Here is a 22,315-nt window from a genome sequence, read left to right on the forward strand (position 1 = left end):
CAGCGCTCCCATGTGGGAAATGCATAGGCGCTCGACGAGCCAACGGCGACGGCCACAAACCATCGCGAACTGGGCGCTACATGTCCGGTGGCAAGGTAAAAATTGGCGCGAACGCGTAAGAGTGACAACCACCGAGCGGATCCGTTCCACTTTGAGGACGGTCGAGCCAATCAAGGCGACCTTTATCGCGGACTGGCGGAAGCCGGCATAGATTTGCAAGCACAAACGCGGCGCCGAGACATCCCTATCCTTTTTGACTGCGGTCGCTACCAACGAAGGGCTATCGAAACCACTCACCGTCCGCGCGATGTAGGTCTGATCCTTCGCCTTCACCTCAGCGGACAGCCTTGCAAAGATGACCCTAAACGAAGCAGATCCTCGCCGAAAATACGCTGTCCGTTATCCAGACGGACTGACATCAAAAGAAGCAATCACCCTGCTCGAGCAGGCATGCGCCGACGTCGCTCCGAACCTGAAGCTGAGCGAAATGAGTGACGGAGCCACGGTCGAGGGCGAGCCCTGGCACATCCTGTCGGTCTGCTTGGCTCTGCCGCTGTTCGAGTTGACCGAGATACTCTAGCCCCCTCGCCAGGTTTGCGCCTTCCGCTCCAGCCGGGACAATTCTACCGGGGAGCGTTTCCCGATCCATTCCAATCACCAATGCTGGAAGGCAGTTCTTCGAGCTGGCCAAGCGTGCCGAGCGGTTCGCAATATCTCAAAGAGATTCGTCGACGATGACGACGGGGCGCCCCAGGGAGCAGGCCTCTACCCGCGCCTCGACTCGATAAACCGAGCGCAGCATATCCGCGGTGATAACGTCGTGGGTGGGGCCGCTCGCCAGCACCGATCCGCCACTGATGACGATCGTGTCGTCGCAATAGCGCAGCGCATGGTTCAGGTCGTGCAGCGCGATCAACACCGCCATGCCCGACTGCGCCGACAAACGCTTCATGAAGCCAAGGACCTCGATCTGGCGAAAGAGATCGAGCGCCGAGGTCGGTTCATCCATCAATAGCACTTCGGGTTTACGCACGAGCGCTTGAGCAATGGAGACGAGTTGACGCTGGCCGCCTGAAAGCTCACCAAGGCCGCGAAAGGCGAGATCGGCGATCCGGAGTTCGCCCAACACCCGGTCGATCTCGGCGAGTTCGGCGTCCTTCACCTTCCAGCCGGAACCTTGCTTGGCCGATAGCAGCACCGACTCGTAGACCGTGAGCACGGCATTGGCGCCGGTATCCTGCGGCATGTAACAGATGCCATGCGGGCCCTTCGCCGCATCGGACAGATGAACAGTGCCGAGCCCGGACGTCAGGCCTGCGATCCGCTTGAACAGCGTCGATTTACCGGCGGCATTGGGACCGATCACCGCCGTCAGACCGCCACCACGAAGCACGCCCGTGTTGACGTCCGAGAGCACCGTGTGGCGGCCGTAGTTCGCGCCGACTTTTTCCAGCGTCAGGCTTACCATGCGCGCCTCCTGTTGGTGAAAATCAGCACGAAGAAGAAGGGCACGCCGACGAGCGCGGTGATGACTCCGATCGGGAGCACGGCGCCGGGAATGATCATCTTGCTGACGACCGAAGTGACCGAAAGCAGGAGTGCGCCACACAGCACAGAAGCTGGCAGGAAGAAGCGCTGATCCTCACCAACCAGCATTCGGGCGATGTGCGGTCCGACGAGACCGACAAAGCCGATCGTTCCGACGAAGGAGACCGGGATCGCCGCAAGCAGGCTGACGGTCATCATTGCCTCGAGCCGCAGCCTGCGGACGTTGATGCCAAAGCTTGCTGCCTTGTCGTCACCAAGCCGAAGCGCGGTCAAAGCCCAGGCGTGCCGGGCGAAAAGCGGCAAGGCGAACAGCAACACGGCGCCGGTGATCCAGACCTTCGGCCAGGTTGCCTTGGTGAGACTGCCCATCGTCCAGAAGACGACGGCGGCCAGCGCCTGCTCGGAGGCGAGATACTCGAGCAAAGACAACGCGGCATTGAAGGTAAAGACGAGCGCAATGCCGAGCAGAACGATTGTTTCGACCGTAACGCCACGCATGGTGGAGGCGAAGTGGATGAAGAGTGCCGCCAGCATCGCCATCAGGAAGGCGTTGATCGGCACCATGTATTGGACGGCGACGGGAAAGACCGCCACGCCGGCAACGAGACCGAGGGCCGCACCGAAGCCGGCAGCGGCTGAAATGCCGAGCGTGAACGGGCTTGCAAGCGGATTGGCAAGGATCGTCTGCATTTGCGCGCCGGCGACCGACAGGGATGCCCCCACCGTCACGGCCATCAGGGCGATCGGCATGCGAATGTCCCAGATCACCACCCGGAGCTGGTCGCTTACCGTTTCAGGGCGAAAGAGCGCGGTCAGCACGTCGGCGAGCGGATAGTTCGCAGGCCCAAGCGCCATGTCGACAGCAACCGACGCAAAGAGCGCGCCAACGAGGCAGGAGATCAACACCAGGCGGCGCAAAACGAGGGAGCGGTAGCGCGCTCGGCTTTCGACCCCGGATATTTGTTCGGTCACGGCAACCATCAATCACCACTCTTGGGAAGCGAGGCGAAGTAGCCAGGGCGGTAGGTCACCGGCAGGAACTTCTCATGGAACTCGCGGAAAGTCCGGTCCGGGTCGATGTCGGCAAAGAGCTCCGGATGGAACCACTTGGCAAACTGCTGGATCGGAATGAACTCGTAAGGGGCACCGTAGAACTGGTGCCAGACAGCGTGCACATTGCCCTCCTTCACCGCCTTAAGGCCAGGAAAGCCCGGGCGCTGCATCAGGCCGCGCAGGCGATCTTCTGCCGCCGCCTTATCGGCGCCGCGCCCGACGCTGACAAACTGGTTGAGATCGGATTCGGCCGACCAGTTGCTGCCGGTGATGATGACGTGATCGGGATCGCTGACGATCAACTGCTCGGGATTGAGGTCGCCGAAGGTGCCCTTGATGACGTCAGAACCGATATTGTGGCCGCCAGCCTCTTCCACCATCTTGCCGAAATTGGCCGGGCCGAAGGTCCGGCAGCAGACGACGTCGCCGGTAATGCCGGGAGAGCGCTCGATGAAGACTTTCGGGCGCGCAATTTCTCCAGCCTTCCTGAGGCGATCCGTCACCAGTGCAATTTGGGCATTGCGATAGTCGATGAATTCGCGGGCCCTCGCTTCGGCACCGAAGAGCTGGCCCAGGATTTCGACCGACTTCTCGCTGTTGGCGGCCGGATCGACGCGGAAATCGAGATAGACGACGGCGATGCCGGCGGCAGCAGCCTTTTCGATGAAGCCCGACTCCTCGACGGCCTGCTGCGCTTCGAGATTGAGCGTCAGCACGTCCGGCTTGAGCGCAATGGCTGCCTCAAGGCTGAAATCGCCTGAAGGAATGTAGCCGAAACGCGGCAGCTTCTCGATTTCGGGGAAGCGCTCCACATAAGCGGCATAGGAATCCGGATCCTTTTTCAGGAGATCATCGCGCCAGCCGACAATCGTGTCGAAGACATGCTCGCCTTTCAACGCGGCCGCCACATGGATCTGCCGCGCTTCGCCCAAAAGCACGCGCTTGGCAGGCAGCGCGATTTCGACCCGGCGGCCGGTAACGTCGACAATTTCAGCCGCACTTGCGGGCAGAACCGCCAAAACGAAGGCTGCGATCATCGACGACGCGATTTTCCTGAAGATGGACATTCTCACTCCTTGCGAACGCGACGCCGGAGACCTCCCCTCTCCGGTTGTCGATGCGCTTATTTGGCTGCCGTCAGCGAAACGAAGTAGCCGCTCTTATAGGGAAGCGGCAGGAAGCGCTCATGCAACTCCTTGAACGTCGCTTCCGGATCGAGATCGGCGAAGAGATCCGGATGCAGCCACTTGGCGATCTGCTGGATGGCGACGAACTGGTAAGGGTTGTTGTAGAACTGGTGCCAGATCGCATGGACCTGGCCGTCCTTGACCGCCGCAACACCGGTGAAGGCCGGGCGCTTGGTCAGGTTCTCGAGCTTGCGGGCCGCTTCCTTCTCGTCTGCACCATAGCCGACACCGACCCAGGCGCCGCCCGGGACGTATCCCTGCCAGTTGCCGCCGGTGATGATGATCTGGTCGGGGTTGGCAGCGATGATCTGTTCCGGATTGACCACGCCGAAGGTGCCCGGAATGATGTCCTTTGCCATGTTCACGCCGCCGGCGAACTCGACCATCTTGCCGAAGTTCTCGTTACCGAAAGACATGCAGCAATCGTCGGAATAGCCACCGGCGCGTTCCACAAAAACGAGCGGCTTCTTCGGATTGGCCTTTGCCAAGACGTCGGTAACGTTGGCGATGCTCTCGGCGCGGAACTTGATGAACTCCTCGGCCTTTTCTTCCTTGCCGAGCAGCTTTCCCATCACGCGCATGCTCGGCTCGGTGTTTTCCATCGGCTTTTCGCGGAAATCGACGTAGACGAGCGGGATGCCGACCTTGGCGAGCTTCTCGATGTAGCCAGCCTCCTCCGTCGCCGTCTTGGCGTCGACGTTCATCAGAACGACATCGGGTTTCAGGGCAACCGCCTGTTCGATGTCGAAGGTGCCATCCTTCATGCCGCCGAAGGTCGGCAGCTTGGCAATGTCAGGGTACTTAGCGAGATAGGCGGCGTAGCTTTCCGGGTCCGCCTTCGCCAGATCGTCGCGCCATCCGACGACACGCTTGAACGGCTCGTCGCGGTCAAGCGCGCCGAGGAAATAGATCTGGCGTCCTTCGCCGAGGATCACGTGCTCGACCGGGACGTTGACCTCGACGTCACGTCCGGTGACATCTTTCAGCGTGACGACATCAGCGAAGGCTGCCGTAGAAAAAAGCACGCAAAAACCCGTGGCGGCCGCAGCCACCCTGTTGAAAAACCGCATTGTTTTCTGCTCCGCTGGAAAATCGACGCGATCTAATGTTTCATGACTTTATTAGTCAACATTTATCTTTTAGAACGCCTCCAAACAGGGACGCGGTGTCGGCATGAGCGATGTGACGGAGCGGCAGAATTACAACCTGCGCGATGAAATCAAGGCCTATTGGTCGGAACGCGCGGCAACCTTCGATCTGTCGCCGGGCCACGAAATCTTCTCGGAGGAAGAACGGGTGGCGTGGCATCAGTTGTTTCTCCGTCATCTCGGACCGGGCGCAGGGCGCGCCGCGCTGGATCTCGCCAGCGGCACGGGCGTCATCTCGCATCTTCTCGATGAACTCGACTTCAAGGTGCAGGGCCTCGACTGGGCCGAGCCGATGCTTCAACGCGCCCGGGAAAAGGCGCGCAAACGCGGGCGAGCGATCCGTTTTGCCCTCGGCGACGCAGAAAACACCATGGAGCCCGACAACCACTACGATGTGATCGTCAACCGGCATCTGGTCTGGACGCTTGTCGATCCAGCCGCAGCCTTTGCCGAATGGCTGCGGGTCCTGAAGCCCGGCGGCAGGTTGCTGATCGTCGATGGTGACTTCGTCAATACCACCGCGCTCGAGCGGCTGTTTTCCAAGCTCAGCACCTGGGGGCAGCGCCTCGGGCTTTTCAAGACGGAGACGCCGACCGGTTCACCGCAAATGATGGCGACCCACCGCAGCATCCTCGCGCGCGTGCATTTCTCCGAGGGCGCCCGGGCCGAAGCCGTCGTCGAACTGTTGCGCGGAGCCGGCTTCGTCGACATCATGATCGACAGGGACCTTCACGAGATTCATCGCACCCAGGCCGCAAACTGGAATCTCTTCAAGGGCTTGGCGAGACGATCGCAGCATCGCTACGCCATTCGCGCGACGAAAGAGTGACAATGCCACAGCCGAAGAGAGCGGCGCTGACGAGCATCGCGATCTTTTCCTTGGGCAATTGACGTGCGCTGTCGACGATCAGCGGCAAGCGCCTGAAGGCGGCACTTGTTGCCGGACCTGAACGATGAGCCTGATGGGCCCATCCGACGCAGCCGTCTTCAGAACTTAGGACCGCCCCGAGCTTGGTGGGTGCGCCTGCCCTGGCGGTTGCTCGAACTTTTCCCAGCTTGCGTCCATGGCGTATGTCGCGGAAAGCAGTGGTAGGCCGATATGACCGAATCGGATCGAAAGTTGCTGTTCCGCCTCCTCCTCGTCTACGTTCGCGACCTTGTTCAGATAGATCACCGAGGCTAGGCCAGTTCGATCAGAGCCGGAGCGACAATGAATCAACAGCGGCTTGGGAGCGTCCCGGAGGATGGCCGCCAGCTTTTGCATCTCCTCGACACTCAATTCCTTGCCGGCGTTCATGCCGAAATCGATGTGGACCAGTCCTAGCGAGCCGGCGGCAGCGATTTCCTCCTTGTACCAGGTTGAGCCTTTGGCAGCACCGCGCAGGTTGAGGACCGCCTTGATGCCATAGCGCTTGCTATAGTCGGTAAGTTCCGCGGCCGAAGGTTGATTGGATCGGTAGATTTCGCCCGGCACGACAATGGCGAAGTTTCCCGCCAGCTGAATGCCCAAGAGGTACGCTCCGAGCCCGAGGGCCGCCGCGGCGACGGAGTAACCCGCCCATTTCCATTGTTTCTTCATGTCGAGCTTTCGCGCTGTCAGGACTACCCGAATGGCATCATTAGCTGACAGCAAGCTGAACGCCGGCGACGATGGTGACTACGCATCGCATCGCAACTCAGGAAGGCTCCGGTTTGGTGGCGTGAAACAGGTCTGCGGGCACCATCTGATCACGTCTTAAAAAGGTGCCATTGCCTGTGAGCGAACAGCGCAAATTGCATTGGTAAGTGTCGAAAGATCAAACGGCTTGACGAGGTAATCGGTGGCGCCGGAACTGACGGCGTTCATCCGGTCAGATATCTGATCATTCGCTGTTATGACGATCACCGGTGTTGCGTCATTGGCCGCTCGCAGGCTTCGCAGCAACGACAAGCCATTTCCATCAGGGAGGTTGAGGTCGAGGAGCACCAGATCGAAACGCCCCGCCTGGACTGCGATATTCGCCTCACCAAGGGTAACGTACCAGTCTGCGGCGTGCCCCATAGCGGCGAGATGGTCGCGAAGCGCATCTCCCAACATCTCGTTGTCCTCAACGAGAAGGCATCTCATCGTTGCCTCCCGCTCTAATCGGGCCGCCGGCCGAGCCCCCCATCGTGGCCGGACAACAGACTGTGATCGCCAGTTCCTTCGATTTCATCGAGATCGAACTCCATCGAGTGCATCAAGGGGCGGGGCGGCTGTGGCGCCACAGCGCGGATCATCGCTGACGGTAGCTGCTGCGCTATTTGACGCGCTCGACCGACGACGCGACGTTTTCTCCATGCCTCTTCGTGTAAGTGACCCTGACTTTCGTGCCGGGCTTGAAGTTCTCGGCTTCGGTGCCCTCGCTTAACCTGAGCACCATACCGTCTCTCAGCCGGATCGCGTCTCGTGACTTATCAATGCTCTGCACTACCCCAGAGACATTGGCTGCCATTGCCGATGAAGCAATGATGGTGGCTGCGGTGACGCATGCTGTCATGAGGAGCTTTTTCATGTTCTTCGCCTTGGCCCTTCCGAACTGCGACTGCTTTCACACGCACTTTCGATTTCAACGGTGTCACGAACGTGTTCGCCAGCATACCGATTGGACAGCTTTACGGTGTCTCGGTTCTCGTTTTCCTGGTATTTGCAGCGGCTTCTCCGCCGCCATTTCAAGGCGGCATTTCAAAGTGTTGATTGCCGCGCACCGCCTCTTTCGGACGGCGGCGGGCATGTATTTGAGCCGCAAGCCGAACCTTACAAAGCCGTAAGGGTTGCAAAAGGTCACCGTATGGCCGGCGTTCTACCTTTGCTTGGAAAGCAACCTCCCTTGTGATTGTCCAAAGGAGAAGCGCCGTGAGCATGCAACCGAGTGCCTCGAGCAAGAGCGTCGTCAGCGGGATTTTCGCAGGTCTGCTCCTGTGGGGCGATCAGCTTGTCACAGATCCCACAACGGGCGTTTGCCGCCGAAGCGGCTGTGAGATTGAAGGCTGCAGTGATAAGCGTCGCTTTCGAGCGTATGTTGTCGCCGGTCAGACCGGCCCGCCGGAAGGGATGTTCGAAAATCGCGTTCAGCCGAACGGGCAAGCGCGCATGCGCCATTTTGGAGGCAGTTTCTGAGAACGGTGTGCGCAAAGCCGTCGTTGCGAGTGATCCCGTGTGGGTGACAGCCGGCAGCCCCCGCTCTGCGGTCGGCGCCGCTTATAAGGCGCTCGTCGAGCGCTGTGCCGATTAGATACGACGCCCGGCGGTGTCTGGCCGCGCGCCGACAGCGCGAGGAGAAACCTCGCACTTCCTCACCAGCGCGGACGCGATTGGATCCTGCTTATTCGAGGCGACACCGTGCCCGATCTTCAGGTCAACGCCAAGCGCGGGTCTGAGCTCGGAGTTGGGATTCGGCAGATCCGAGGCAGCGAGTGAACGAGCTGAAACATTTAGCCGATGCGACACGCCAGTTACGCCACGATGAAATCGTAGCGACCGAATTTTCCGTCGCTCGTCGCGCTGATATCGAGCACCAAGGCCGCGTTGAATATGCGGTCACGTTCGTTGCCTGGCTCATTGGCAAAATAAAGTTGCGTCGTCAGCACGTCCCCGCCGGGCCGCTGGACTTTCACATGGTAGTGCCGGGTGCGACCGGGATAGAGCCCTGGCACGATCGTCTCGAACCACCATTTGCCATCGGCATCTGTGAATTGATGTCCGCGGAGTTTGTATCCGCTGTTGTCGTAGGTGCCGTTCTCATCCGCGTGCCATAGCTCGATCAACGCTCTCGCCACCGGTTGGCAGTTCTTGGTGAGTACAAGACCAGCAAGCGTCAGCCTTTCTCCACCCGGTGTATCTTTCGCAAAGTCCTGTTTTTCGGGGCTCTGCGGCGTAAAATACGGGCCTTCGGTCTGGTCTGGCGTCAGCTCGTGGTCATCACCGCAACTAGCCGTAAGCGGCAACTCCACCGGAATGCCAGCTGCCTGGCTCAGGCCGGGCAGCACAATCGGCGTGGCAACGAAGCTGATAAGGAAATTTCGCCGGGTCGGCATGGTGCTGTTCTCCAAACACGGAAGCCAGGATCGTTGCCGCCCCATTGGGCAGAAGTGGGGCCGACATTAGCGGAATCTCGATCACAACGTGACCGGCAACACCGCTGTTGGGAGTCTGACGATATCGAACAGCGGCGCTGATCGCCCGCATGCAACGAAGATGGATCAGGCGGTTGGCCTGACTGTGCGCACGGTCAATCGCCAACCTGACGAAGCTTCGTGACGGCCCAACGCGTTCTCCAACAACGGCGCCCATGCCCGTGGCGACCTGCAGGTCTTCCCTTCGTCGCAAAACCCGTCTATATTGAATGAACGTTCAGCAAAAATGGAGACCGTGGTGAACGAATTGGCCCGCGACATTTCCGTTCCAAACGACTGGGATCGCCGTGGGCTGCCCGGATGGTGCTATCATAGCGATGCCCTGCTGGAGCTGGAAAAGGAACATGTCTTCAGGCAGCATTGGCAGATCGCCTGTCACGTGTCCGACGTTCCCGAGCCGGGTAACTACATCACCATGGATGTCGTCGGTGAGCGGGCGCTGATCCTGCGCGGCCAGGATGGCGCGATCCGCGGCTTCCACAACATCTGCCGGCACCGCGGCTCGCGGGTCGTCGCCGACGACAAGGGCACCTGCCGCAATGCGCTCGTCTGTCCGTTTCACGGCTGGGTCTACAATCTCGACGGAACACTGCGAGGGGCTGCGCGCCCCCGCTCCTTCCCGCCGCTCGACAAGCACGCCTTCGGGCTGATCCCGCTCGAACTCGAGGTCTGGATGGGCTTCGTCTTCATCCGCTTTCGTCCCGGTCCGCAGCCGTCCGTCGCCGAGCTGATGCGACCCTTTGCCGAAGAACTCGGGCAGTACGGCACCGAGGCGATGGTGCCGACCCACGGCATCTGGACGCAGGACAGTCCGGTCAACTGGAAGTCCGTGCGCGACGTCGACAACGAAGGCTATCACGTCGCCATGGCCCATCCGGCGCTGCAGGACCTCTACGGCTCGACCTATTATGACGAACCCTTCGTCAACGGCCTTTGCCGTTCCTTTGCCACCTACAACCCGCATGCGGGCCGGCGCTGGAGCGTCCGGCAGTATGTGAAGGTCGCGCCGGAAGCGACGCATCTGCCGGAACGGCTGCGCAAGGCCTGGATCTATTTCGGGCTGTTCCCAAACGCCGTCATCGCGGTAACGCCGGAGAGCGTGCAATTCTACCAGGAATTTCCGCTGTCGACCGGCAAGACGCTCTTGCGCGGCGCGATCTACCGCTACCCTGATGAGACGCGTGAGCAGCGGCTCGCCCGCTATCTCGCCTTCCGCATCGACCGCGACACCCAGTCCGAGGACGTGCAACTGACGATCTGGTCAAACGAGTCGATGACGTCGAAAGCCTTCGGCGGTTTCTATCTCTCCGACCTCGAATATGGCGTACGCACCCACCACGACCACCTGCGCGCCGTGCTGCCGGTCATGACGCTCGAACAGGCGCCGCGCGAGGACGAGATCGCCGCCGTCAACGCGACGATGGCGACGCGTTAGCCGAACAAAAAAGAAGGGCCGGAGATCATCCGGCCCCTGAAATCGGCCCTGCCGGGGAATGCTGGCACGGCCGAGGCATTTCAAGCCGTCTTCAGCCCTTCCAGAGCCCCTCGCGCACAAGCTCGTCCATCGTCCGGCGAATGCTGACATCGAGGATATCGGCCATGTCGTCGATCTGGCCGGTGGTGATCGTCAGCGGCGGCGACATCACGCACATGTTGATCAGCGGCCGGACGAGCAGCCCGAGTTCCTGGCAGTGCCGGTCGATGCGTTTTCCCACTTCCAGATCGAGCGTCAGCGGATTGTTGCTCACCCGGTCGGCCACGCATTCGACGCAGGCCATCAGCCCCACCCCGCGCACCTCGCCGACAAGTGGCAGCCCTTCAAGCCGTTTCAGCGCGCCCTGGAAATGACCGGTGATGGCGCGCGCATGATCGAGCAGCCCGCCTTCCAGAATGTCGAGATTTTTGAGCGCCACCGCGCAGCCGATCGGGTGGCTGGAATAGGTGAGCCCGTGGGCAAACATCGCGTCGGAATGGTTCGAGTGGCGCAACGTTTCGAGAAGCCGCGACGAGATCATCACGCCCCCGAGCGGGAAATAGCCTGACGTCACCCCCTTGGCGAAGGTGATCATGTCCGGTTCGATCGAAAACACGGCTTTTGAGGCGAAGACCTCGCCGAGCCGGCCAAAGGCCGTCACGACCTCGTCGGCAATGAAGAGGATATCGTTCTCCGTGCAGAGCGCCCGCATGCGCTGGAGATAGCCGGCCGGTGGCACGATCACGCCGCCCGACGCCATGACCGGCTCGGCGATGAAGGCGCCGATTTTTTCCGCCCCGCACGCCTCAATCACCGCGCGGAACTCTTCCACGAGGAAATCGCAGAACTCCGCCTCGGACTGGCCCGCCGGGCGACGGAAGGGGTTGGGACAGGTGAGCTTGATCACCTGATCCGAAGCGCTGTCCATCCAGTCGTGGTCACGCGGGCGGCCGTTCAGCGAGGCCGAAAGATAGGTCGAGCCGTGATAGCCGCCCTGACGCGAGACGATCAGCTTCTTGTCCGGGCGGCCGCGCACATTGTTCATGAACTGCATAAAACGTAGCGCGGTCTCGACCGCCGAGGAGCCGCCGGTCGTATAGAACACGTGACCGAGATCGCCGGGCGCGTGGCCGGCGAGCCTTTCGGCAAGCGCGACCGAGGGCGTGCTCGTCGTGTACCAGGGCGAATTGTAGGAGAGCGCCAGCGCCTGGTCGTGCAGCACCTCGGCGAGTTCCGTCCGGCGGTGGCCGACATTGACGCACCACATGCCGGCCGGGCCGTCGATCAGCCGGCGCCCTTCGCCGTCCGTCACATAGATCCCCTCGCCGCTCTCGATCGCGCCGCGATGCTCGGCGCCGATGCTGCCGGCCACCGGCCAGGGCTGGACCAGATGCCGCGCGGCGCGTTCAGAGATTTCGTCGGCCCCTTCATTGTGCATATCTGCCAGATCGCGCTTCGCAGCCATCACGAAATCTCCCCTATTATCTGACGACAAAAGCCAATCAATCACATGATATTAATCGATAAATTCTCATTTTATTGAATGGCTGTTCAATCAATATTACAGAAATTCCGCTTGCGTTCAATCCCGATTTGCGTTTTGCTAATCAAGGGAACACGAGAAGGCGGATACCGCCACGGGATGGATTGAATGACGCGATCGCTGCATTTCCAGTGTCCAGGCTCGATGCATTGTGCGAGGGCACGCTGATGGCGGTATTGCCGGGCATCGAAGTGGAACACCGGCCCTCAGCCCCGCCGAAAAGCCGAATGCGCTGGATCGCCAGCGAAGAGGCCAGCGGCCTCGCCCTCATCTCGCCGACACTGCTTTACGCGCTTGCCCTGCTCTTCCTGCCCGTCCTGATCGTCATCGCCTACAGTTTCTGGACCCAGGAATACCTGACGATCGACCGCACCTTTACCCTTGAAAACTACCGCACCGCGCTCGGCGAGCCGATCTACCAGGACCTGCTCGTCCGCTCGCTGGTCATTTCGCTGGTCGTGAGCGTGGTGACCGTCACCGTTTCCTACCCGATCGCCTGGTTCATCTCCTTCCATGGCGGGGTGCACAAGAACCTCTGGCTGTTCCTGATCACCGTTCCTTGCTGGACGAGCTATCTGCTGCGCGTGATGTCCTGGAAGGTCATCCTCGGCTACGGCGGCGTCATGAACACCGGCCTTCTGTCCATCGGCCTCATCGACAAGCCGCTGACGACGCTGCTTTACAATTCCAATGCGGTGGTCATCACGCTCGTCCACAGCTGGGCCGCCTTCGCGATCCTGCCGATCTACGTGTCGCTCGAAAAGGTCGATCGCTCGCTTATCGAAGCGGCGCACGATCTCGGCGACAACAAGCTGATGAGCTTCCTGCGCGTCACCCTGCCGCTCTCGCTTCCGGGCGTCATTTCCGCCTTTCTCATCGTCATGATCCCGACGGTCGGCGACTACGTCACGCCAAAACTCGTCGGCGGCAAGGACGGGGTGATGATTGCGACCGCGATCCAGGCGCAATTCGGCAAGGGTGCCAATTGGCCGCTCGGCGCCGCCCTTTCGGTGACCACCATGGTCGTCGTCTCGGCGATGGCGGGCCTCGTCGTCCTCCTGCTCAAGCTCTTGATGAGGGTAACCAAATGAGCGGTCGTCACGGCATTCCGAAGTCTCGCTGGTTGCCGGCCTATGTTGGCCTCTACCTGCTCTTTCTCTATTTCCCGATCCTGCTTCTGCCGATCTTCTCGTTCAACAACGCCTCGACCACGACCTTCCCGCTCGCAGGCTTCACCACCAAATGGTACGCCTCGCTCTGGGGCAATTCGGCCATGCTGGAAGCGGCCCGCAACAGCCTGATCGTCGGCATTTCAGTTGCGATTCTCAGCACTCTCCTCGGCATCTGCGCGGCGCGCGCGCTGACCCGCTATCGCTTCCGCGGCAAAAAGCCGGCGACCGGCCTCATCATGGCGCCCCTGTTTCTGCCTGAGATCATCGTGGCGGTATCGCTGCTGATGGTGCTGTTGCAGCTCGGGCTTGAACTGTCGCTCATAACCGTCATCCTCGGCCAGGTGATCTTCTGCCTGCCCTATGCGATGTCGGTCCTGATTTCCGGCTTCGACGGCTTCGACCGGTCGCTGGAGGAAGCCTCGCTCGATCTCGGCGAAACGGCGATCGGCACCTTCGGGCGCGTAACGCTTCCCGTGGTTGCGCCGGCGATCGTCTCAAGCCTGCTCGTCTCCTTCACCGTGTCGCTCGACGAGTTCATCCTTGCCTTCTTCCTCTCGGGAACCGAGCCGACGCTGCCGGTCTATATCTGGGGCCAGCTGCGCTTCGCCGCCAAGCTTCCCGGCGTGCTGGCGCTTGGCAGCCTGATGCTCCTGCTCTCGATCTTGCTTCTCACCGTTTCTGAAATCATACGCCGCCGCGCCGAACACCGGCTCAGGGCACAGGGAGCGCAGCATGCCTGATAAACCGATGATCGCGATCGAAGGCGTCAACAAGTTCTACGGCATCTACAAGGCGCTCGATAACGTCTCGCTGGACATCGCCGCCGGGGAGTTCTTCTCGCTGCTTGGCCCGTCGGGCTGCGGCAAGACCACACTGCTGCGCTCGATCGCCGGCTTCGACACCCCGACCGAAGGCGATATCCGCATCGACGGGCAGTCGGTCATAGGCGTTCCGCCCAACCACCGCCCGACCAACATGGTCTTCCAAAACTACGCGATTTTCCCGCATCTCAATGTCGAGGAGAATGTCGCCTACGGCCTGAAGCGGCTGAAGCTCGAAGCCTCCGAGGAGCGCCGCCGCGTCGCCGCCGCGCTTGAGCAGGTGCGGCTCGGCCATCTCGGCAAGCGACGGGCGCACGAACTGTCGGGCGGGCAGCGCCAGCGGGTGGCACTGGCGCGCGCCCTGGTCATGCGCCCGAAGGTGCTGCTTCTCGACGAGCCGCTGTCGGCGCTCGACAAGAAGCTGCGCGAGGAGATGCAGGTGGAGCTGCGCACGCTGCAGCGCGCTGTCGGCATCACCTTCATACTCGTCACCCACGATCAATACGAGGCGCTGGCGCTGTCCGACCGGATCGCTGTGATGTTCGGCGGCCGGATCGCGCAAGTCGCGACGCCGAAGGAAATCTACCAGCGGCCCAACACGCGCCAGGTCGCCGATTTCCTCGGCGGCATGAATTTCATGAAGGCGCGGGTGACCAATGAGACGGCGACACGCATTTCCGTCGAGACCCCGCGCTTCGGCGGCGTCACCGTCGACAAGCCGCTCGGCTTCGTCGCCCGCAACGGTGCAGCGACGGTCGGTATCCGGCCGGAGCGGTTGCGCGTTCTCTGGGACGATGCCCGCTCCGACTTCGAGGTCGCGGGCAAGGTGGTCGACCGGCACTATTTCGGCGAAATCACCCACCTCATCGTCGATATCCCGGGTCTCGAACAGCCGCTCTCGGTTTCGGAAACCAACAATTTCGGCGCCGACGACATTCCGGTCGGCGATACGGTACGGCTGGCCTACGACCCGGATGCGCTGGTTGCGGTAGCGGACTGACAACAATGCGGCGAGCCGTGTCGCACGGCTCGCCGCTGTCTCCACTCAATAACCGGACTTGATCTTCTCGAATTCCGCGATCATGCGCTGGCGCAGCTCGATCGGCATCGGTGACTGGAATAGCGTGTTGGCAAGGAACTTCGAGACATCCGCGTACCCCTTGTCGGCAAGGATTTTCGGATCGACCTGCGCCATGCCGCGGGCATTGGCATGTCCGTAGCCCCAGGCATCGACCATATAGGACGTGATCGCAGGGTCGGAGATCGAGTTGAGGAAATCATACTGCTCATCGACGGGGGCCGTCGACCCCTTGAGCCGGACATAACCACAGACCCAGGTCGAAAGCCCCTCAGCCGTATCCTTCTTGATCGCCGCCGGAACGCCGTCGGCCTGAAGCGTCGTCGCCGTCTCGTTCCAGGCCCAGGCAAGATCGACCTCGCCGCTGGCGATCGCCTGGCTCAAATCGGTGTTGTCGGTCCAGTAGAGGCGGACGTTCTTGTGCACCTCTCGCAGGAAATCGGAGGCCTGCTTGAACTGCTCGTCGGTCATCGTTGTCCAGTCCTTGACGCCGATGGCGAGGCTCGCCAGCGCATAGGCGTCGTCGACATTGTCGCCGATCGAGACCCGGTCCTTGAACTTCGGGTCGGCAAAGGCCTTCAGCGACTTGACCTCGTCCTCCTTCACCGTGTCGCTGCGGTAGGTCAGCACCGTATTGCCCCACTCGAAGGGCAGCAGCCAGGCCTTGCCGTCCGGCGTCGTCACCAGCCCCTTCATGGCGGCGATGGCGGGATCGATATCGTTCCAGTAGGTCAGCTTCGAGGTGTCGAGCGGCTCTATCAGCCCGGCCTCGCGCCATTTCGCCACACTCTGCGAACAGGGATGGGCGAGGTCGGCCTTGAAACCGGAGCGCAGCTTCTGGAAGGCCTCCTCCTCGTCGCCGAAGAAACTGAAGTCGGGTTCGTCGCCGTGCTTTGCGGTGTAGGACGGATGGAAGGCCGGGTCCTCGTAGCCGGACCAGTCGAAGATCGTGAGGTTCTCGGCAGCAAGGGCCGGCAGGGCGGTGGTCGAGACAAGCGAGGCGAGAAAGGCGCCTCCCAAGATGGGCCTGCACGCGTTCACCAATGTCATTGCCAACCTCCTCTATCCGGCCATTCCGGCGTTATCGTTCCCTATTTCGGCCCTTCCCGGGTGAAATGCTTGGGGAAGGCGACGAGCAGATATTCGACGGCCGCCGCGAACGCCTTTTCGCGCGTCAGCCCGTCGCCCATCATCAGCCGCAGCCATAGCCCTTCCATCGATGCGCAGAGCGCCAGCGTCATGCCGTCGGGGTCATAGGCGTAACCGCCCTCGTCCTTCAGCGTTTGGCAGAGCGCCAGGAAAATATCCTGATACTTGACGTCGCGCGCGCCGCAGAGCGCCTGATAGGTCGGCCGCGACTTTGCCTCGCCCCAGAAGGCGCACCATGCCGCAAGCTTGCGCTTGGTGCAGATCTTGCGATCGAAGTCGCAGGCAACGAGCGCCCATAGTTGCGCCGCCGCCCTGTCGCCGGCCTTCTCCAGTGCGGCACCCCAATTGGCGGCATATTCGTCCGCCATGAACTGCAGCGTGGCGATCAGCAGCTTTTCCTTGCTCTCGAAATGGAAGTTGACGATGCCGCGCGACAGGCCGGCGCCATCGGCGACGTCTGCCAGCGTCGTTTCCGAGTAGCCGCGCTTGGCCAGCGAATCGATCGTCGCCTCGATCAGCTGCTGCCGCCGCGTTTCCTTCGACGCCTTGCGCCCACGCTTTTCCGTGTCCGCCGCTTCCCGCACTTCAGGGGTGAGTTTCATCCGTACCGCCGTCTCGTTCTTGTTCTTCAGACGCAGGTGCATGTCATGCTCCGCGCCGCATCGGCTTGATGCCACGCAGATGAGTGGGACAATGCTCACCACTGTCAAGCACCTTCTGCATGGCCGTCCAGGTCCGGATATTCTTGGCGACATAGGCCTCGCCGACCGCTGCAACGGCGGCCGAATGCAAGGCTCCCGTGAGGCGTGAAAGCTCCTGGCGTGCGACGTCGCGATACCATTCATTGCGGCTTTCGGCGCGCGTTTCCACGAAGCCTGCCTCCTTCATGGCCGCGAGATAGGTGGCGGCGGACGCCATGCCGAAGCTCAAGCCTTCGGCCGCAAGATAAGCCTTCATCTCGTCCGAGGGTTCGTCGTCATGGGCGATCAGCCAGTCGGAAGCGGCAAAGGTGCCGCCCGGCGAAAGCACGCGAAAGATCTCGGAAAACATCTCCCGCTTGTCCGGCACGTGAACCAGCGCATCCTTGGAAAAGACAATGTCGAAACTGCCGTCGACGAAGGGCAACCGGCCGGGCGGCGCCTGGATGAAGGAGACACCGGCAAGACCGTCACGGTCGGCAGCCTGCCGCGCATGAAAGATCACTGGCGCCTCGACGTCGAAGCCCGTGATAGCAAGAGGATGGCGGGTTCGAGCGATATGCAGCGTCACGCCGCCGGCGCCGCAGCCAAGGTCCAGCACGCGCTTGCCGCCGATCTCGACGCCCGCAAGCACGCGATCGACCTCTTCGGGCCCGCCGGGCGACAGATAGCCTTCGCCCCACAGCACCTGCAGAAAACGGATCGCTGTATCGTCGTATTCGACGGCGTGCTCCGCTTCTTGATCGACCGACGACATCCCGTCTCCTTGACATATCAACCCTTGCTAAAAATCCTATCGCATTATCAGAGGATTGCAACATATTTGCTGAACGCTCATTCAAAATGGATGGACAACATTCTGCTTTCCGTGTCATTTTTTGATCAACGACAAGGGGAGCCACATGAAAAAATACGACGTGGTGATGATCGGAGGAGGACATAACGGCCTGGTCGCCGCCTGCTATCTGCAGCGGGCCGGGCTGAATGTCGTCGTCCTGGAAAAGAACGACTGGGTCGGGGGTGCTGCCACCAGCCGCGAGCTGACGCCCGGCTTTCTCTATTCGAACTGTTCCTATGTCTGCTCGCTCTTCCGCCCGGAAATCATGCGCGACCTCGAACTCCCGAAACACGGGCTGCAGGTGATCTCCTACGAGGGCGGCGCGGTCATGACGCGCGACGGCGACTACCTCGCCTCCTATCGCGACCACGATTCCCACCGCCGCGAATTCGCGCGCTACTCCAAGCGCGATGCCGAAGCCTATGAACGCTACGCCCGCGACGTCACCCGCCAGTGCCGCTTCATCCAGCCGCTGCTGATGCGCACAGCACCCGACCCGTTCAGCTTCAAGCCGCGCGATATCGCCGAGCTGATCTATCTCGCCAGGAAGTTCGGCGACTTTTCCGCCGCCGAGATGGCGGCGACCTTGCGCTTCTGGACGATGTCGATCTCAGACTTCCTCGACGAGTATTTCGAGACCGACGTGATCAAGGCCTATCTGGCGCTCTCGGGCATCATCGGCACGGCCCTTGGGCCGATGTCGCCGGGCACGGCCTATGTGCTTTTGCACCACTACATGGGCGAGGTCGACGGTTCGGTCGGCGCCTGGGGTTATGCCCGCGGCGGCATGGGTGCCGTCACCAAGGCGCTTGCCTCCTCGTTCCAGGCCGCCGGCGGCACGATCCGCACCGGCGCCGACGTCGCCAAGGTTCTGACCCGCGGCGGCCGCGCCCAAGGCGCCGTGCTTGCCGACGGCGAGGAGGTACACGGCCGCCTCGTCGTCTCCAACGCCGACGTCAAGCGCACCTTCCTGAAGCTCGTCGATGAGGATGCCCTGCCGGAGCGCTTCGTCCACCGCGTCAAGCACTTCAAAATGCGCGGCTCCTCCGGCAAGCTCAACATCGCGCTCGACAGCCTGCCGGAATTCCCGGCGCTGCCTGCGGGATCCTCCTGCATCCGCGGCGACCTGCATTTCACCGACAGCGTCGAGCGCATGGAGCGGGCCTATGACGACTGGAAGGCCGGGCGCTGGTCGGCCGACCCGTTCGTCGACATGATGATCCCGACGACGCTCGACCCGACGATGGCGCCGCCGGGAAAACACTTCGTCTCCTGCTTCGTGCAGTACTGTCCGCCGAAGGTGGAAGGCCGGGACTGGACCGATGCCGACCGGGACGCCTTCGCCGAGACGGTGGTCAAGCAGATCAGCGACTATTCACCGGGTTTTCGCGAGCGCATCCTGCACATGGAGGTGCGCACGCCGCGCGAAATCGAGCAGGAAGTCGGCCTGACGGAAGGCAATATCTTCCAGGGCGAGCTCACCTTCGACCAGTTGCTCTTCAACCGCCCGGTTCCAGGTTATGCGCAGTATCGCAGCCCCGTGCGCGGCCTCTACATCTGCGGCTCCTCGACCCACCCGGGCGGTGGCGTCATGGGCGCCCCCGGCCGCAACGCCGCCGCAGAGATCCTGCGCGACCTTCGCCACACGCCCTCAGACAAGATGAGCCCGGCCCATGACGTCATTTGATGCCATTGTCATCGGCGGCGGCCACAACGGCCTGACCGCCGCCACCTTCCTCGCCCGCTCCGGCCGCAAGGTCCTGCTCGTAGAAGCCAGCGACACGCTCGGCGGCGCTGCGCGCGGCTATTCCTTCCACCCGGGCTTCTCGAGCCCGGGCCTTGCCCATATCGTCAACCGCCTCGATCCGGACGTGGCGGCGGCAATCGCGCTCGACGGCAGCCGTGACACGCCGGCGCCGACCGTCGTGCTGTCGCCGGACAGACGCCACGCGGTGCTGCGCGGCGGCTATGGCGAGACCATCGACGGCGTATCGCCGGACGAAGCCAGGCGCTTTCATGATCTGCGCGGCAAGCTGATTTTCCAGGCAGGGATCCTGAAGCGTTTTCTGAAGCGCCGCCCGCCTGAGATCGGCGAGATGGCGCTGACCGACCTTGCCGCGCTGGCTGGCGCCGGGATCGGACTTTTGCGCAAGGGACGCGAGGAAAGCCGCGACTTCCTGCGCATGCTGCTGATGAATGTTGCCGATATCGCCGACGAGTATCTGACCGACGACCGGTTGAAGGGGCTCATTGCCTTCGACGCGACGCTTGGCATCCACCTCGGTCCCCGTTCGCCCACCTCGCTGCTCGGCCTCTATTATCGCCTGACCGGCGAGATGCAGGGCGTGACCGGCGCCCAAAGGATCGCCGGCAGCGGCGGGCGCTCGACGATCGCGGCCTTTGAGACAGCGGCGATCGGGGCGGGCGTGACCGTTCGCACCGGCACGCGGGTCGAGCGCATCGTTGCGGACAGGGGCCGCGCCACGGCAATCGTGCTTTCCTCCGGCGAGACGATCGAGGCTGCGGCCATCGTCTCGGCGATCCACCCGAAGGCGACCCTCGCAGGCCTCGTCGATGCCGCCGAAATCGGCACCGGCTTTCGCCGTGCCGTCAGCAACATCCGCTCGAAGGGCAATGTCGCCAAGCTCGACCTGGCGCTTGAGCGCGTGCCGGCATTTCCCGGCGTTGCCGCCGCCGATCTCAAGGGCCGGCTGGTGGTTGCCCGCTCGGTCGATCACGTCGAGGAGGCGTTCAACCCGGCGAAATACGGCCAGTTCTCCAACGACCCGGTGATGGAGATCACCCTGCCGAGCCTTGGCGATCCGTCGCTGGCGCCTCCCGGGGGCTGCACCCTGTCGGCGCTCGTCGAATTCGCTCCCTATTCGCTGGCCGATGGCTGGGACAAGGGCAAGCCAGTCTTTGAGAAAATCGTGCTCGACACGCTGGAACGCTACGCGCCCGGTCTTGGCGAAAGCATCGTGGCGGCCAACCTCCTGACGCCCGCCGATATCGAAGAGCGCTACAACCTGCCGGGCGGGCACTGGCATCACGGCGAGCTCCAGGCCGATCAGTTGCTCGTCAACCGACCGGTCAACGCGGCTTCCGGTTACGCGACGCCGCTGCGCGGCCTCTATCTCGCAAGCGCCGGCTCGCATCCGGGAGGCGGCATCTCGGGCCTGCCCGGCCTGCTCGCGGCACGCCAGGTTCTTTCGGAGAAACGCTGATGACGATGCACCCGACCGCCCTTCGCCGTGCAGCCCAGGGCCATATCCAGACGCCCCGGCTGGAAACGCCGTTCCACGCGCGCCTGTCAGCACTCAGCGAAACCAACGACTGGTACAGCTGGGCCGGCTACAAGGCGCCGCACTCGATCTTCGACACGGAGCTCGAGTATTTTGCCATCCGCTCGACAGCGGCGCTGTTCGACATCTCGCCGATGGTGAAGTACCGGATCCGCGGCGCGGATGCCGAGCGCTATCTCAACCGGCTGACGCTGCGCAATGTCGAAAAGCTCGGAGTCAGTCGCGTGCACTACACCGCCTGGTGCGACGACCATGGCCATGTGCTCGACGACGGCACGCTGTTTCGCCTCGGACCGGAGGACTTTCGCCTCTGCTGCCAGGAGCGGCACCTGCCCTGGCTGCTCGACAGCGCCGCCGGTTTTGCCGTCGACATCGCGGAAGAGACCAGCGAGATCGCGGCCGTCGCCCTGCAGGGCCCGACCTCCTTTGCGGTGCTTGAGGCTGCGGGATTTTCCGGCATCGAGGCCCTGAAGCCCTTTCAGCTCTCGACGTTCCCACACCTTGAGGGAACGGTCACCGTCTCGCGCACCGGGTTTACCGGCGATCTCGGCTACGAACTCTTCGTCGATGCCAGGCAAGCCATCAGCCTCTGGGACCGGCTGTGGGCGGCCGGCGCCGGTTTCGGCCTGAAGGCAATCGGCTACGACGCGCTCAACCGGGCCCGCGTCGAAGCCGGGTTCATCGTCGCCAACGCCGACTTCATCACCGCCGAGGCCGCGCTGCGCGCGGACCGCGAGCGGATGCCCGACGAGATCGGCCTCGACTGGCTGGTGGATGCGGAAAAACCCTACTTCAACGGTCGCGACGCGATTTTCCGGGCGCGCGAGAAGAACACGCTGAAGCACATCCTTGTCGGCCTTGAGATCGAGGGCAACATCCCGGCAGAAGGCGCAATCGTCTACCACCGCGGCAAGAAGGAGGTCGGGCTGGTTACGGCCGCCATCTGGTCGCCGCTCGCCAAGCGCAACATCGCCATCGCCACGCTTTCGCGTCCTTACGGCAGCAGGGTCGTCGACGATCTCTGGGTCGAGATCTATGCGCTGCGGGAACTGCAATACCAGAAGCTGATGAAACGGACCCGTGTCGTCGCCCGGCCCTTCGTCAAGCTCGATCGCCGCTCGGCCAATCCGCCCGGTCGCTTCTGAGGCT

22 protein-coding genes are annotated in these 22,315 nt (G+C 62.2%); 9 read left to right on the forward strand and 13 right to left on the reverse strand.

The features are described 5' to 3' along the window. Positions 1-333: hypothetical protein (locus L981_RS35415; RefSeq protein ID WP_043625230.1), on the reverse strand; the 333-nt coding region annotated here is incomplete at its 3' end. 22 nt (positions 334-355) lie between these two features. Between L981_RS35415 and L981_RS29740 the strand changes: the two genes are divergently transcribed. Beyond that, positions 356-580 carry a hypothetical protein gene (locus L981_RS29740; protein ID WP_043625232.1) on the forward strand — a complete coding sequence of 75 codons (225 nt, stop codon included), beginning with the start codon at positions 356-358 and terminating at the stop codon, positions 578-580. A gap of 135 nt (positions 581-715) precedes the next feature. On the opposite strand, the gene L981_RS29745 is transcribed toward L981_RS29740, so the two are convergent. The 4 genes from L981_RS29745 to L981_RS29760 are packed head-to-tail and all read right to left on the reverse strand — an operon-like array spanning position 716 to position 4,858. After that, positions 716-1,468: an ABC transporter ATP-binding protein gene (locus L981_RS29745; protein WP_043625233.1), complete on the reverse strand. Its 753-nt coding sequence runs from the start codon at positions 1,466-1,468 to the stop codon at positions 716-718. Beyond that, positions 1,462-2,529, reverse strand: coding sequence for an iron ABC transporter permease (locus L981_RS29750; RefSeq protein ID WP_043625235.1), 1,068 nt, complete (start codon positions 2,527-2,529; stop codon positions 1,462-1,464). Before L981_RS29750 ends, L981_RS29745 begins: the two co-directional genes overlap by 7 nt. Beyond that, positions 2,529-3,668, reverse strand: coding sequence for an ABC transporter substrate-binding protein (locus L981_RS29755; RefSeq protein ID WP_156134284.1), 1,140 nt, complete (start codon positions 3,666-3,668; stop codon positions 2,529-2,531). Before L981_RS29755 ends, L981_RS29750 begins: the two co-directional genes overlap by 1 nt. A 56-nt stretch (positions 3,669-3,724) precedes the next feature. Continuing rightward, a complete protein-coding gene (locus L981_RS29760) occupies positions 3,725-4,858 on the reverse strand; it encodes an ABC transporter substrate-binding protein (RefSeq protein WP_043625239.1) in 1,134 nt (377 codons plus the stop codon). 103 nt (positions 4,859-4,961) lie between these two features. On the opposite strand from L981_RS29760, the gene L981_RS29765 reads away from it, so the two are divergent. Beyond that, complete coding sequence (locus tag L981_RS29765) at positions 4,962-5,765, forward strand: class I SAM-dependent methyltransferase (RefSeq protein ID WP_043625241.1); 804 nt, start codon at positions 4,962-4,964, stop codon at positions 5,763-5,765. A gap of 165 nt (positions 5,766-5,930) precedes the next feature. On the opposite strand, the gene L981_RS29770 is transcribed toward L981_RS29765, so the two are convergent. The 4 genes from L981_RS29770 to L981_RS29785 all read right to left on the reverse strand — a co-directional run bounded on the left by L981_RS29770 (position 5,931) and on the right by L981_RS29785 (position 8,992). After that, positions 5,931-6,515 (reverse strand): dual specificity protein phosphatase family protein, encoded by a 585-nt coding sequence (locus tag L981_RS29770; protein ID WP_052202094.1) that lies wholly within the window; start codon positions 6,513-6,515, stop codon positions 5,931-5,933. 156 nt (positions 6,516-6,671) lie between these two features. After that, the gene (locus tag L981_RS29775; RefSeq protein ID WP_043625244.1) at positions 6,672-7,043 is read right to left on the reverse strand and encodes a response regulator; all 372 of its coding nucleotides are present in this window, start codon (positions 7,041-7,043) and stop codon (positions 6,672-6,674) included. Between the two features lie 172 nt (positions 7,044-7,215). After that, the gene (locus tag L981_RS29780; protein WP_043625246.1) at positions 7,216-7,470 is read right to left on the reverse strand and encodes a DUF1344 domain-containing protein; all 255 of its coding nucleotides are present in this window, start codon (positions 7,468-7,470) and stop codon (positions 7,216-7,218) included. Between the two features lie 940 nt (positions 7,471-8,410). Further along, positions 8,411-8,992 carry an intradiol ring-cleavage dioxygenase gene (locus L981_RS29785; RefSeq protein WP_043625249.1) on the reverse strand — a complete coding sequence of 194 codons (582 nt, stop codon included), beginning with the start codon at positions 8,990-8,992 and terminating at the stop codon, positions 8,411-8,413. 337 nt (positions 8,993-9,329) lie between these two features. Between L981_RS29785 and L981_RS29790 the strand changes: the two genes are divergently transcribed. Further along, positions 9,330-10,526: an aromatic ring-hydroxylating dioxygenase subunit alpha gene (locus L981_RS29790; protein ID WP_043625331.1), complete on the forward strand. Its 1,197-nt coding sequence runs from the start codon at positions 9,330-9,332 to the stop codon at positions 10,524-10,526. A gap of 91 nt (positions 10,527-10,617) precedes the next feature. Here the strand turns inward: L981_RS29790 and L981_RS29795 are convergent, their stop codons facing one another. Next, positions 10,618-12,030: an aminotransferase gene (locus L981_RS29795; protein WP_043625252.1), complete on the reverse strand. Its 1,413-nt coding sequence runs from the start codon at positions 12,028-12,030 to the stop codon at positions 10,618-10,620. A gap of 305 nt (positions 12,031-12,335) precedes the next feature. Between L981_RS29795 and L981_RS29800 the strand changes: the two genes are divergently transcribed. The 3 genes from L981_RS29800 to L981_RS29810 are packed head-to-tail and all read left to right on the forward strand — an operon-like array spanning position 12,336 to position 15,101. Then, entirely contained in the window at positions 12,336-13,199 is an 864-nt protein-coding gene (locus L981_RS29800) for an ABC transporter permease (protein WP_156134287.1), read from the forward strand. After that, on the forward strand, positions 13,196-14,020 hold the full coding sequence (locus L981_RS29805; RefSeq protein ID WP_043625255.1) for an ABC transporter permease: 825 nt from the start codon (positions 13,196-13,198) through the stop codon (positions 14,018-14,020). The genes L981_RS29800 and L981_RS29805 overlap by 4 nt, the downstream gene beginning before the upstream one ends. 7 nt (positions 14,021-14,027) lie before the next feature. Then, positions 14,028-15,101, forward strand: a complete 1,074-nt coding sequence (locus L981_RS29810; protein ID WP_043625258.1) for an ABC transporter ATP-binding protein — start codon at positions 14,028-14,030, stop codon at positions 15,099-15,101. A 45-nt stretch (positions 15,102-15,146) separates the two neighbouring features. Here the strand turns inward: L981_RS29810 and L981_RS29815 are convergent, their stop codons facing one another. From L981_RS29815 to L981_RS29825, 3 genes are read right to left on the reverse strand one after another with little or no spacing between them, the layout of a single operon-like run. Beyond that, a complete protein-coding gene (locus L981_RS29815; protein ID WP_052202096.1) occupies positions 15,147-16,229 on the reverse strand; it encodes an extracellular solute-binding protein in 1,083 nt (360 codons plus the stop codon). 41 nt (positions 16,230-16,270) lie between these two features. Next, positions 16,271-16,930, reverse strand: coding sequence for a TetR/AcrR family transcriptional regulator (locus tag L981_RS29820; protein ID WP_043625341.1), 660 nt, complete (start codon positions 16,928-16,930; stop codon positions 16,271-16,273). 43 nt (positions 16,931-16,973) lie between these two features. After that, the gene (locus tag L981_RS29825) at positions 16,974-17,783 is read right to left on the reverse strand and encodes a class I SAM-dependent methyltransferase (protein ID WP_043625261.1); all 810 of its coding nucleotides are present in this window, start codon (positions 17,781-17,783) and stop codon (positions 16,974-16,976) included. Between the two features lie 145 nt (positions 17,784-17,928). Here L981_RS29825 and L981_RS29830 point away from each other — a divergent pair, with 145 nt between their 5' ends. Genes L981_RS29830 through L981_RS29840 form a run of 3 tightly spaced genes read left to right on the forward strand, consistent with a single transcriptional unit; the run spans position 17,929 to position 22,311 of the window. Next, complete coding sequence (locus tag L981_RS29830) at positions 17,929-19,551, forward strand: NAD(P)/FAD-dependent oxidoreductase (RefSeq protein WP_043625264.1); 1,623 nt, start codon at positions 17,929-17,931, stop codon at positions 19,549-19,551. Then, positions 19,538-21,088, forward strand: coding sequence for an NAD(P)/FAD-dependent oxidoreductase (locus tag L981_RS29835; RefSeq protein WP_043625267.1), 1,551 nt, complete (start codon positions 19,538-19,540; stop codon positions 21,086-21,088). The genes L981_RS29830 and L981_RS29835 overlap by 14 nt, the downstream gene beginning before the upstream one ends. Then, the gene (locus L981_RS29840; protein ID WP_052202097.1) at positions 21,088-22,311 is read left to right on the forward strand and encodes an aminomethyltransferase family protein; all 1,224 of its coding nucleotides are present in this window, start codon (positions 21,088-21,090) and stop codon (positions 22,309-22,311) included. The genes L981_RS29835 and L981_RS29840 overlap by 1 nt, the downstream gene beginning before the upstream one ends. Positions 22,312-22,315 lie beyond the last annotated feature (4 nt).

Origin of the sequence: Ensifer sp. ZNC0028, assembly GCF_000799055.1 — a bacterium.
In the GTDB taxonomy this organism is placed as follows: Bacteria; Pseudomonadota; Alphaproteobacteria; order Rhizobiales; family Rhizobiaceae; genus Ensifer.

Bases quoted from the DNA above. Each gene is read 5' to 3' on its own strand.
- L981_RS29740 (WP_043625232.1), top strand. From the start codon at position 356: ATGACCCTAAACGAAGCAGATCCTCGCCGAAAATACGCTGTCCGTTAT.
- L981_RS29745 (WP_043625233.1), bottom strand. From the start codon at position 1,468: ATGGTAAGCCTGACGCTGGAAAAAGTCGGCGCGAACTACGGCCGCCAC.
- L981_RS29750 (WP_043625235.1), bottom strand. From the start codon at position 2,529: ATGGTTGCCGTGACCGAACAAATATCCGGGGTCGAAAGCCGAGCGCGC.
- L981_RS29755 (WP_156134284.1), bottom strand. From the start codon at position 3,668: ATGTCCATCTTCAGGAAAATCGCGTCGTCGATGATCGCAGCCTTCGTT.
- L981_RS29760 (WP_043625239.1), bottom strand. From the start codon at position 4,858: ATGCGGTTTTTCAACAGGGTGGCTGCGGCCGCCACGGGTTTTTGCGTG.
- L981_RS29765 (WP_043625241.1), top strand. From the start codon at position 4,962: ATGAGCGATGTGACGGAGCGGCAGAATTACAACCTGCGCGATGAAATC.
- L981_RS29770 (WP_052202094.1), bottom strand. From the start codon at position 6,515: ATGAAGAAACAATGGAAATGGGCGGGTTACTCCGTCGCCGCGGCGGCC.
- L981_RS29775 (WP_043625244.1), bottom strand. From the start codon at position 7,043: ATGAGATGCCTTCTCGTTGAGGACAACGAGATGTTGGGAGATGCGCTT.
- L981_RS29780 (WP_043625246.1), bottom strand. From the start codon at position 7,470: ATGAAAAAGCTCCTCATGACAGCATGCGTCACCGCAGCCACCATCATT.
- L981_RS29785 (WP_043625249.1), bottom strand. From the start codon at position 8,992: ATGCCGACCCGGCGAAATTTCCTTATCAGCTTCGTTGCCACGCCGATT.
- L981_RS29795 (WP_043625252.1), bottom strand. From the start codon at position 12,030: ATGGCTGCGAAGCGCGATCTGGCAGATATGCACAATGAAGGGGCCGAC.
- L981_RS29800 (WP_156134287.1), top strand. From the start codon at position 12,336: ATGCGCTGGATCGCCAGCGAAGAGGCCAGCGGCCTCGCCCTCATCTCG.
- L981_RS29805 (WP_043625255.1), top strand. From the start codon at position 13,196: ATGAGCGGTCGTCACGGCATTCCGAAGTCTCGCTGGTTGCCGGCCTAT.
- L981_RS29810 (WP_043625258.1), top strand. From the start codon at position 14,028: ATGATCGCGATCGAAGGCGTCAACAAGTTCTACGGCATCTACAAGGCG.
- L981_RS29815 (WP_052202096.1), bottom strand. From the start codon at position 16,229: ATGACATTGGTGAACGCGTGCAGGCCCATCTTGGGAGGCGCCTTTCTC.
- L981_RS29820 (WP_043625341.1), bottom strand. From the start codon at position 16,930: ATGAAACTCACCCCTGAAGTGCGGGAAGCGGCGGACACGGAAAAGCGT.
- L981_RS29825 (WP_043625261.1), bottom strand. From the start codon at position 17,783: ATGTCGTCGGTCGATCAAGAAGCGGAGCACGCCGTCGAATACGACGAT.
- L981_RS29830 (WP_043625264.1), top strand. From the start codon at position 17,929: ATGAAAAAATACGACGTGGTGATGATCGGAGGAGGACATAACGGCCTG.
- L981_RS29835 (WP_043625267.1), top strand. From the start codon at position 19,538: ATGACGTCATTTGATGCCATTGTCATCGGCGGCGGCCACAACGGCCTG.
- L981_RS29840 (WP_052202097.1), top strand. From the start codon at position 21,088: ATGACGATGCACCCGACCGCCCTTCGCCGTGCAGCCCAGGGCCATATC.